Origin of the sequence: Roseomonas rosulenta (assembly GCF_016106005.1) — a bacterium.
Classification (GTDB): domain Bacteria; phylum Pseudomonadota; class Alphaproteobacteria; order Acetobacterales; family Acetobacteraceae; genus Neoroseomonas; species Neoroseomonas rosulenta.
The window spans coordinates 1-9,557 of record NZ_JACADR010000172.1 but is presented as its reverse complement, the minus strand read 5'-3'; the positions used below and the strand labels follow the sequence as shown (position 1 = coordinate 9,557).

10 protein-coding genes are annotated in these 9,557 nt (G+C 71.5%); 7 read left to right on the top strand and 3 right to left on the bottom strand.

Translation table 11 applies throughout. From position 1 onward, the window contains the following. Window positions 1-539 (top strand): energy transducer TonB (locus HW578_RS17955; RefSeq protein ID WP_198371990.1); only part of this gene is annotated, 539 nt, incomplete at its 5' end. 9 nt (window positions 540-548) lie between these two features. Here the strand turns inward: HW578_RS17955 and HW578_RS17950 are convergent. From HW578_RS17950 to HW578_RS17940, 3 genes are all read right to left on the bottom strand, one after another. Continuing rightward, a complete protein-coding gene (locus HW578_RS17950) occupies window positions 549-1,001 on the bottom strand; it encodes an NUDIX hydrolase (RefSeq protein ID WP_198371988.1) in 453 nt (150 codons plus the stop codon). A gap of 112 nt (window positions 1,002-1,113) precedes the next feature. Then, window positions 1,114-1,341: a hypothetical protein gene (locus tag HW578_RS17945; protein ID WP_198371986.1), complete on the bottom strand. Its 228-nt coding sequence runs from the start codon at window positions 1,339-1,341 to the stop codon at window positions 1,114-1,116. Between the two features lie 458 nt (window positions 1,342-1,799). Then, window positions 1,800-3,407: an ArnT family glycosyltransferase gene (locus HW578_RS17940; protein WP_198371983.1), complete on the bottom strand. Its 1,608-nt coding sequence runs from the start codon at window positions 3,405-3,407 to the stop codon at window positions 1,800-1,802. 146 nt (window positions 3,408-3,553) lie between these two features. Between HW578_RS17940 and HW578_RS17935 the strand changes: the two genes are divergently transcribed. The 6 genes from HW578_RS17935 to HW578_RS17910 form a co-directional block, all read left to right on the top strand. Continuing rightward, window positions 3,554-5,059, top strand: coding sequence for a UbiA family prenyltransferase (locus tag HW578_RS17935; protein ID WP_232479082.1), 1,506 nt, complete (start codon window positions 3,554-3,556; stop codon window positions 5,057-5,059). A 74-nt stretch (window positions 5,060-5,133) separates the two neighbouring features. Next, window positions 5,134-5,913: an SDR family oxidoreductase gene (locus tag HW578_RS17930; protein WP_198371981.1), complete on the top strand. Its 780-nt coding sequence runs from the start codon at window positions 5,134-5,136 to the stop codon at window positions 5,911-5,913. Further along, window positions 5,910-6,302, top strand: coding sequence for a dihydroneopterin aldolase (locus HW578_RS17925; protein WP_232479081.1), 393 nt, complete (start codon window positions 5,910-5,912; stop codon window positions 6,300-6,302). Before HW578_RS17930 ends, HW578_RS17925 begins: the two co-directional genes overlap by 4 nt. A 263-nt stretch (window positions 6,303-6,565) precedes the next feature. Then, window positions 6,566-8,533 carry an excinuclease ABC subunit UvrC gene (gene uvrC, locus HW578_RS17920; RefSeq protein WP_198371979.1) on the top strand — a complete coding sequence of 656 codons (1,968 nt, stop codon included), beginning with the start codon at window positions 6,566-6,568 and terminating at the stop codon, window positions 8,531-8,533. A gap of 15 nt (window positions 8,534-8,548) precedes the next feature. Then, complete coding sequence (gene pgsA / locus HW578_RS17915) at window positions 8,549-9,172, top strand: CDP-diacylglycerol--glycerol-3-phosphate 3-phosphatidyltransferase (protein WP_198371978.1); 624 nt, start codon at window positions 8,549-8,551, stop codon at window positions 9,170-9,172. Between the two features lie 86 nt (window positions 9,173-9,258). Continuing rightward, window positions 9,259-9,557 (top strand): hypothetical protein (locus tag HW578_RS17910; RefSeq protein ID WP_408906254.1); only part of this gene is annotated, 299 nt, incomplete at its 3' end.

The window sequence follows — 9,557 nt, the reverse complement described above, 5'->3', positions numbered from 1 at the left end:
CGGAGCGCCCGGCCTCTCCGGCGCCGCCACAGATCGCCGCGCTGCCGCTGCCCCCGCCGGCGCCGCCCCCGCCACCCCCGCCACCCCCGGTGGAGGTGACGCCGGGGCGCGAGCCGCTCGACCTCACCAGCCGCCCGCCGATCCGGCTGGGGCAACCCGCCGCGCCGCAGCGCGGGCTCGACCTGCGGCCAGGTGCGAGCCTGCCGGGGCCCGGCGACGTGGAAAATCTCCGCGTGCGCGGCGCCCAGGCCGGGCCGGACTGGCGCAACGCCTTCCGGCAATGGCTGGACCGCACGCTGCGCTACCCGCGCGAGGCGGCGGAACTGGGCGAGCAGGGACCGGTCATGGTGCGCATCACCACCGGCGCGGATGGCCGCGTGCGCAGCGTGGAACTGCGCCAGGGCGCGCGCTCGATCTTCCTGAACCACTATTCGCAGGCGGTGTTCCGCGGCGCGACGCTGCCCCCCTTCCCGCCCGGCACGGCGGAGGAGGAGGTCACGATCGACCTGACGATCAACTACATCCTGTATCGGCGCTGAGGGGCGCGGTCAGGCAGGGACCCGGGCGAGGCCGAGCAGCAGCGCGGCGAGGCCCGGTTCGGAGACCAGCGCCGCCGCCTCGTCCGCCGGCATCCAGCGCGTGCGGCGTTGGCCGCGCTCGGGCCAGTCCTCGGCGCCGGCTTCGACGGCCAGGGCGAAGACCGCGACCTCGCAGGTGGCGCGGCGGCCATCGGGCATCCGCTTGCTGCAGGTGTAGGCGCCGATCGGCACGGCGTCGGCGCGACCGAGCAGCCCGGCTTCCTCGAAGGCCTCGCGCGCAGCCAGGTCGTGCGCGGCGATGCCTTTCTCGGCCCAACCCTTGGGAATCACCCACCGGCCACGGCCGCGCGTGGTGATGAGCAGGACGTGGATCTCCCCGTCATGCTCGCGCATCGGCAGCGCCGCGCACTGGCGACGCCGGCTGCGGCCCCAGGCCGCCCCCCTATCTCGTGCCACGCGCATCCCCCCTCGGCATGCGGCCGCGACTCGGCGGCACGCGGAGACTCGCAGGAGTGCCGCGCCGCCGTCCAGCACGGCGATGGCAGCGTCCTGCGCCGGGCGATGCGGCGGTGCGTCAGGCGTGGCCGACCTCGCCGAAGGCCTCGCGGTTGGTGGTGCGCACCACGGCGGCGAACAGCCGCAGCGCATCCGGCCCGCCGCGGTCGAGCAACGCGCCGTGCTCCATCTCCTTCGCCAGGATCTCGGCATGGTCGGCAAGGGTTTCCGCGGCGCGGCGCAGCGCCTCCCGCGAGAGGACCAGTTGCTGGTCCTCGGACAACAGATTCCATTCGGCAGGCCGCACGGTGTTTCCATCCGGGTCATCCGCCGTCCTGGCGCGGTTCGCGGCTCGGGGGGCCACGCCGCACAGCATGACGCGGCGCGGTTAACGCGCCGTCACTTTGCCGCGGGCGCGGCGGGCTTTTCCGGCGCCGCGGGCTTGGGCGCGGGTGGGCGCGGCGGCGTCGACGGGCCGGAGATCACGTCGAAATCGTAGTCGGTGCGCTGCATGGCTGGGCGTCCTCTGGCTGGATCCGCCGGGAGCCTGGTGCCTTTGCGGGGAGCGGGACGACGAAATGCCCCGAAACACGAAAGCCGCCAGGTCCTGGCGGCTTTTCGGGTGGAACGATGCTGACGCGTTTCCCTAGGCCGCCGGAGGATACCAGCGGTACCAAAATCGAGCGGTCGGGATGCGGACCTGCATCATAGGGTACAGCTTAGCGTCGCGCGGCGGCGGCCGCAACGGCTTCGTCAGGCGCGCCGCTATGGCTCCGCCGCACGCCCTTGCACCCGCCGGCCGATGATGGGCAGGTCGATCGCGATGTCGCGCCGCGCCGGGCGCGGCTCCCAGCGAGCCCGGTAGATGCGCAGCTCGCGGTCCTCGACGGGCAGGTTCGCCACGACCGGGAGGCGGCGGATCTCCTCGAAGTCGGGCCCGTCCAGCACGCGCTGCAGTGCGGCCATCTGGTCCAGGTCGACCCAGAAGTCGCGCTGGGCCACCACGACCGATACGCCGATGTCGCGCAGCAGGTCGCGGATCTGCTCATCGGTGTAGCTGGTCTGCCCAACGCCGAGTTCGCGGCGCACCGCGACCGAAAGCAGCAGCTTGTCGGCGCGCACGGTCATGAGATCCGGCCGCCCGGTCGCAGTGCGCATGTTGAAAACGAACGACCCGTCGCGCATGCCGGAGAACAGCACGGCGCTGCGCGGCGCTGCCTCGGTTGCCGCGATCCGGGCTGCATCGCGATAGCCTGTGACCTCGGGCACAGTGGCGAAGGCAATGGTCCAGAGCGCGAGCGCCAAGGCGAGCGCGACGGCGACCGGCCCACGCAGCGCCGCAGGTGCGGGCGAGACGATCACGCGCAGGCCCATCGCGGCCCAGATCGCGACGGGCACCAGCAGGATGACGCCGTGCCGAGCCTCCTTCAGTTCGATGAAGGACAGCGCGAGGTAGCAGACCAGCATCCAGGCCGCGAGAAGCAGCGTGCCGGCGCGGCCGGCGCGCAGCCCAGGGCGGGCCAGCCAGGCGGCGAGGCCGATGCCGGCCAGCGCCAGCGCGGGCCAGCCGGCCATCCCGGGAAGGCGCTCCACGTACCAGACCCAGCCGGCGATGGTGTTGCGCGACGCCGGCGTATCCGCGATCGAGACCACGGACTGGACGTTCGCCTGGCCGAAGCGCAGCGTCAGGAACACGAGCGGCGCGAGGCCGAGCCCGCCGAGCAGCCCCGCGGCCCACAGCCGTCCCTGGAGCAGCAGGCGCCATCCGTGCGCAACCAGCATTGCGCCGGCCAGGGCAGGCATCGCGAAGGCCATGCTGATCTTGGTGTAGAGCGCCGCCAGGGCGAACAGCGTCGCCGCCAGGAGCGAGATGGTTCGCCCCCCCTCGACGAAGCGGAGCACGAAGACGCTCGCCCAGACCAGCAGCGCCAGGGCGGGGATCTCGAGCATCACCTGCCGGCCCCATAGCGCGATCTCCGGCAGGGCCAGCATGAGCATCGCGCAGGCCAGGGCGAACCAACGGTCGAACCAGAAGCGCGCCAGCGCGAAGATGCCGGCGCCGAGCGCCAGCAGGTGAAGCGCGACCATGCCCTGCGCCACAGCATGGCTTTCGCCCAGAAGCAGGAAGGCCGGCGCGCTGAGCAGGTAGAACAGCGGCGGATAGAACAGGATCGTGAGGGCCGGGTATTGCGCGTAGAAGTTGTAGGCGAAGCCGACGGGGTCGCCGAACGGCGCGGCGCGCAGAAGCTCGGCCACGAAGATCCCGTTGAGGCCGTGGCGCGGCGCGTCGCTCCACCAGAACCTGCCATCGACGGGCGAGGTCAGGAACAGGCCGAGCGCGAGCGCCGCAATGATCGCTAGACACGCGGCCATCCCGGGCACAACGATGCGCGGCGACGATCCACTGTCGGCGGATTGCGCGCGGTGTCGCAGCGTGCCTCCGCCATCCGCCGGCGCCGCGCAGGACTTGGCCGCTTTCCGTGACTCCGCCAGACGAAACCTCCATTAAGCCTGCCGCCATGGGCGGCGTGCCACCGGACGCAACGAACGGCCCGCAAGGCACGGACCTGCCGCTTTGCGTCGATCTCGACGGCACGCTGCTCGTCGGCGACAGCCTGCATGACCTTGTCCTCGCCTGCCTTGCGAGGCAACCATTTCTCATCTTTCTGATTCCGCTCTGGGCGCTGCGCGGCAAGGCGGCGCTGAAGGATCGGCTGGCGCAACGGCTCGACCCCGCCTCGCTCACCTACGTGTTCAATGAGCCCTTCGTCGCCTTCCTGCGGGCGGAGCGCGCGCGCGGGCGCAGCCTCGTGCTCGCCACGGCGGCCGACCACCGGATCGCCGCGGCGGTCGCGGCCAGCACCGGACTGTTCGACGAGGTCCTGGCGACTACGCCGGACCAGAACCTGCGCGGGCCGGCGAAGGCGGCCCGTCTGGTCGCGGCCTTTGGCAGGCGGGGCTTCGACTATGCCGGCAATGACCGTCACGACCTGCCGGTCTGGGCGCAGGCGCGATCGGCGATCGTGGTCGCGCCGCCCCATTCGGGCATCGTGGCACGCGCCCGGACAGTCGCCGAGGTCGTTGGCGTGTTTCCCGGCCGCGGTCTCTCGCTGGCGCCGCTGCTGCGCGCCATGCGTCCGCACCAATGGGCGAAGAACGCCCTGGTCTTCCTGCCGCTGATCGCAGCGCACCGCGTCACCGATGGCGCGGCGCTCGCGAACGCTGCGCTGGCCTTCGTAGCGCTCAGCCTGGTCGCCTCGGCGGGCTATATCTTCAACGACCTGCTCGACCTCCAGGCAGACCGGGTGCATCCACGCAAGCGCAGGCGGCCGCTGGCCTCGGGCGCGCTTCCGGTGGCCGCGGCGGTGCCGGCAAGCGCGGGCCTGCTGGCCTTGGGCTTCGCCACGGCCACCGCGGTGTCATGGCCCCTGGCCGCTTGGGTGGCCTTCTACCTGGCGCTGACGCTGACCTATTCGCTGTGGATCAAGCGCAAGGTGCTGATCGATGTCTTCCTGCTCGCCGGCCTCTACACGCATCGGATCCTGGCCGGGGCGATCGCGACCGCCATCGTGCCGTCCTTCTGGCTACTGGCACTGTCGATGTTCTTCTTCCTGAGCCTCGCGATGCTGAAGCGCTATTCGGAGCTGGTGGGGGCGCTGACGCGACCGGGCCAGGAGGAACGCCCCGGCGGGCGCGGATACCGCACCGAGGATCTCGACACGCTGGGCGCGCTCGGCGCAGCCAGCGGCTTCTCGGCGGTCTTCGTGCTCGCGCTCTATATCGAGAGCGCGAATGTGAAGGCGCTCTACAAGACGCCGGAGGTGTTCTGGCTGTGCTGCCCGCTGCTGCTCTACTGGATCAGCAGGATGTGGATCGGCGCGCGGCGCGGGAAGATCGACGACGATCCGCTCGTTTTCGCCTTGCGCGAAAGGGTCAGCCTGATCGTGCTGGCGCTGATCCTGGCGCTGGCAGCCGCAAGCGCGACGCTGGACCTGCGCTGCCTGATGCTCGCCCGCTGCACGTGAGGGCACGCGCCGCGCCCGACCGGGCACCCCGACCCGGGTGACGCTGCCGCGCGGCCGCGCTACAGGACCGCGCAATGCAAGACCTGATCCCGGCGACGATTCCCCGTGCCGCCCTCGTCACCGGCGGCGCGAAGCGCCTCGGCCGCGCCATGGCCCTGGCCCTGGCGCAGGCCGGCTTCGACGTGGCCATCCACTACGCCTCCAGCGCGGCGGAGGCGGAGGCGACCGCCGCCGAAATCGTGGCCCTGGGCCGCCGCGCCGCGGTGCTGCGCGCCGACCTTGCGCGCGAGGCCGAGGTCGCGCGCTTGGTGCCTGACGCGGCCGCGGCGCTCGGCCCGCTCGGCGTGCTGGTGAACAACGCCTCGACCTTCGAGCGCGACGAATGGCACGACGCCACGCGCGAAAGCTGGGACCGCCATGTCGAGCCCAACCTGCGCGCCCCCTTCGTGCTGGCGCAGGCCTTTGCGCACCAAGTGCCGGGGGACCGCGAGGGCGTCGTGGTCAACCTGCTCGATCAGCGAGTGTGGTCGCTGACACCGCATTTCGTCTCCTACACCGTGTCGAAGGCGGGGCTCTGGGCTCTCACGCAATCGCTGGCGCTGGCGCTGGCGCCGCGCATCCGGGTGAACGGCATCGGCCCCGGCCCGGCGCTGCCGAGCCCGCGCCAGACGCAGGCCCAGTTCGACCGCCAATGCGCCTCGGTGCCGCTGCGCCGCGGCACCTCGCCGGAGGAGGTGGCGCGCGCGATGCTCGCCATCCTGGCGATGCCCTCGATGACCGGGCAGATGATCGCACTCGATGGCGGGCAGCACCTGCAATGGGCGCCGCACCACGCCGGAGTGCCCGAGGAATGAGCTTCGCCCCCGATGCCGCGCGCGGGCTGCGGCACGTCTTCGTGCGCGGGCTGACGCTGCAGGCGCTGCTGGGCGTCCATGCCCATGAAGAGGCGCAGCCCCAGCGCGTGGTGATCGGCATCGACCTGGCGGTCAGCGACGACGCCGCGCCCTCGCGCGAAGGTGCGGACACGCTGTCACGCGTGGTGGACTATGGGACTGTCGCGGCGATCGCACGCAGGATCGCGATGGCGGGGCATGTCCGCCTGGCCGAAACGCTGGCAGAACGCATCGCGCTTGCGCTGCTCGATGATGCACGGGTGCAACGCGTGCGCGTCTGCGTCGAGAAGCCGGACGTGCTGCCGGATGTGACCAGCGTGGGCGTTGCCGTTGAAAGGACGCGATTTTGAAACATCCGCCCGGCGGGATTTGTCCACCGTGCCGGGACCGCCCATTTGCCGGTAGCGGCGTCAAGCGGAGAATCCCGCTTGACCTATTCCCACTGTCAGCGCAGGGAGGTTTTTCCGTGGAATATCAAAGCGCTGGAAGCATAACCACCGGCCGCCCAAAACCGCGGCAAGTCGTGCAAACCGAACTGTAACAAGGCCCGCGCGCAGATGCCCCGGCTTTCTCCCACAGACTTATCCACAGGATTCGTGGACAAGCGCCGGGCATGAGCGTCACCGACGCAAATCTCCCGCCGACCGACGGCCTCGCGGTGATCGAGGCTGCGCTGGCGACGCTGCCGCTGGCGCCGGGCGTTTACCGCATGCTCGATGCCAAGGGCGATGCGCTTTATGTCGGCAAGGCGCGTTCGCTGCGCAGGCGCGTGACGTCGTACACACAGGTCTCGCGCCTGTCGGAGCGGCTGCGCCGCATGGTCTTCGAGACGCGCAGCCTCGAGGTGGTGACTACCGCGAGCGAGGCGGAAGCGCTGCTGCTCGAAGCCAACCTTATCAAACGCCTGCGGCCGCGCTTCAACATCGTGCTGCGCGACGACAAGTCCTACCCGTGGCTGATGCTGTCGGACGACCACCCCTATCCGCAGATCGCCAAGCATCGCGGCGAACGGCGCAAGGGCGCGACCTATTACGGGCCCTTCGCCTCGGTCTGGGCGGTGAACCAGACCATCACGGCGCTGCAGCGCGTCTTCCTGTTGCGGTCCTGCCGCGACACGGTGTTCGACAGCCGCACGCGGCCCTGCCTGCTGTTCCAGATCAAGCGTTGCTCGGCGCCCTGCGTCGGGCGCATCAGCCCGGAGGGCTATCGCGACCTGGTGCGCGAGGCGAAGGAGTTTCTCTCGGGCGGGTCGCCGTCCATCCAGAAGCGCCTGGCCGCCGAGATGGAATCCGCGGCGGAGAACCTGGAATTCGAGCGCGCGGCCGCGCTGCGCGACCGCATCCGCGGCCTCACGCATGTGCAGGGCCATGACCGCGTGAACCTCGATGGCGTGGGCGATGCGGATGTGGTGGCACTTCACCAGGCGGCCGGGCAGGCCTGCGTGCAGGTCTTCTTCTTCCGCGGCGGGCGCAACAACGGCAACCGGCCCTACTTCCTGACCACGGCGAAGCAGGACCAGTCGGCCGAGGAGGTCATGGCGACCTTCCTTGCGCAATTGTACGACGACCTGCCACCGCCGCCGCTCGTGCTGCTGAGCCACGAGCCCACCGAAGCGCCGCTGATCGCCGAGGCGCTGTCGCTCAAGGCCGGCCGGCGCGTCGAACTCCACCGTCCGCAGCGCGGCGACAAGAAGTCGGTCGTCGAGCACGCCGCGACCAATGCGCGCGAGGCCCTGGAGCGCCGCCTCGCGGAAGGCACCGCGCAGGCGCAGCTGCTCGACGGCGTCGGCACGATGTTCGGCCTGCCGGGCGCGCCGGAGCGCATCGAGATCTACGACAACAGCCACATCCAGGGCGCCAATCCCTACGGCGTGATGGTGGTGGCCGGCCCTTCGGGCTTCATGAAGCAGGCCTACCGCAAGTTCTCGATCAAGGCGGCGGCGGGCAATGACGACTTCGCCATGATGCGCGAGGTCTTCGAACGCCGCTTCGGCCGCGCCCTGCGCGAGGACCCGGGCCGTGAATCCGACACCTGGCCCGACCTGGTGCTGATCGATGGCGGTGCGGGCCAGCTCTCCGCCGCGCAGTCGGTCATGGCGGAATTGGGGGTCGAGGACGTGCCGCTCGTCGCCGTGGCCAAGGGCCCTGACCGCGACGCGGGCCGCGAATGGTTCCACATGGCCGGGCGCGAGCCGGTGCAGCTGCCGCCGCGCGACCCGGTGCTCTACTACCTCCAGCGCCTGCGCGACGAGGCGCACCGCTTCGCCATCTCGGCCCATCGCGCCGGGCGGTCGAAGGCGCTGACGAAGTCCGAGCTGGACGACATCCCGGGGGTGGGCAGCGCCATCAAGCGGAGGCTGCTCAATCATTTCGGCTCGGCCCGGGGGGTGCGCCAGGCGGGGCTGGCGGACCTCGAGGCCTGCCCCGGCATCGGCCCGGCCGCGGCGCGGCGCATCCACGAGCATTTCCATCCTGGCGCAGCGCTGCCCCCGCGCCCCGGCGCGACAGATCCCGCGCGCCCCAGCGCGATGGATCCCGCGCGCCCCAGCGCGACGGTGGCCCCGCGCGAGCGGACCGGCTAAGCAGGGCCACGCGCCATGCCCACCGACCTGCCCAACCTGCTGACCATATCGCGCATCGCCGCCATCCCGGTGATGGTGGCCTTCGCCGCGATCGGCGCGCCCTGGGCGGACATGGCGGCCTGCATCGTCTTCGCCGCGGCCGGCATCACCGATTATTTCGACGGCAAGATCGCGCGCGACCGCGGCGTCACCTCCTCCTTCGGGCGCATGCTCGACCCAATCGCGGACAAGCTGCTGGTCGGCGCGGCGCTGATGATGCTGGTCGGCCTCGATCGGCTGAGCCATGCCGCGCTCTATCCCTCGATCGTGATCATGCTGCGCGAGATCGCGGTCTCCGGCCTGCGGGAGTACCTCGCGGAACTGCGCGTCGGCCTGCCGGTGACGCGGCTGGCGAAGTGGAAGACCGGCTTCCAGATGGGCGCCGTCGGCACGCTGCTCGCCGGCGATACGGGGGCGCGCACGATCGGGCTCGGCTTCCTGCCCATCTCGCTGATCGGCGAGGCGGGGCTCTGGGTGGCGGCGGTCCTCACCCTCGCCACCGGCTGGGACTACCTGCAGGCCGGGCTCAACCACGCCGGCCAGGCGGATGCGGCCGCAACCGCCGCGGCCAGCCCCGGCGAAACGGCCGCGCGCCCTTGAGCGGCGGGCCCGGCAGGCTCATCTTCACGCCCATGGTGACGGGACGAACAGCAATGCGACGCGCAATGGCGGGTGGAACCCTCGGAGTGGCACTGGCGCTCGCCGGCTGCGGCCCGGATCCCTGGCCATCCTGGAACGTCTCGAGCACGCCGCGGGTCGAGGGCGACAGCCTCACGATCCAGCGGGTGACCGGGGGCGACCCGGCCTTCACCCCGCTGGTCAGCGAGGACCCGGCGCGGCTGCGGGAGAGCGCCAGCGCCCTGATCAGCTCGCGCCCCTCCTCGCCGGAGGAGGCGATGCGCGGCATCCCGGATTACGCGCCGGTGGCGCGGCCCGCCGTCGACGCCGCGGCGGCGCCGGCCGGTACCCCGCCGGCAGCCCCGCC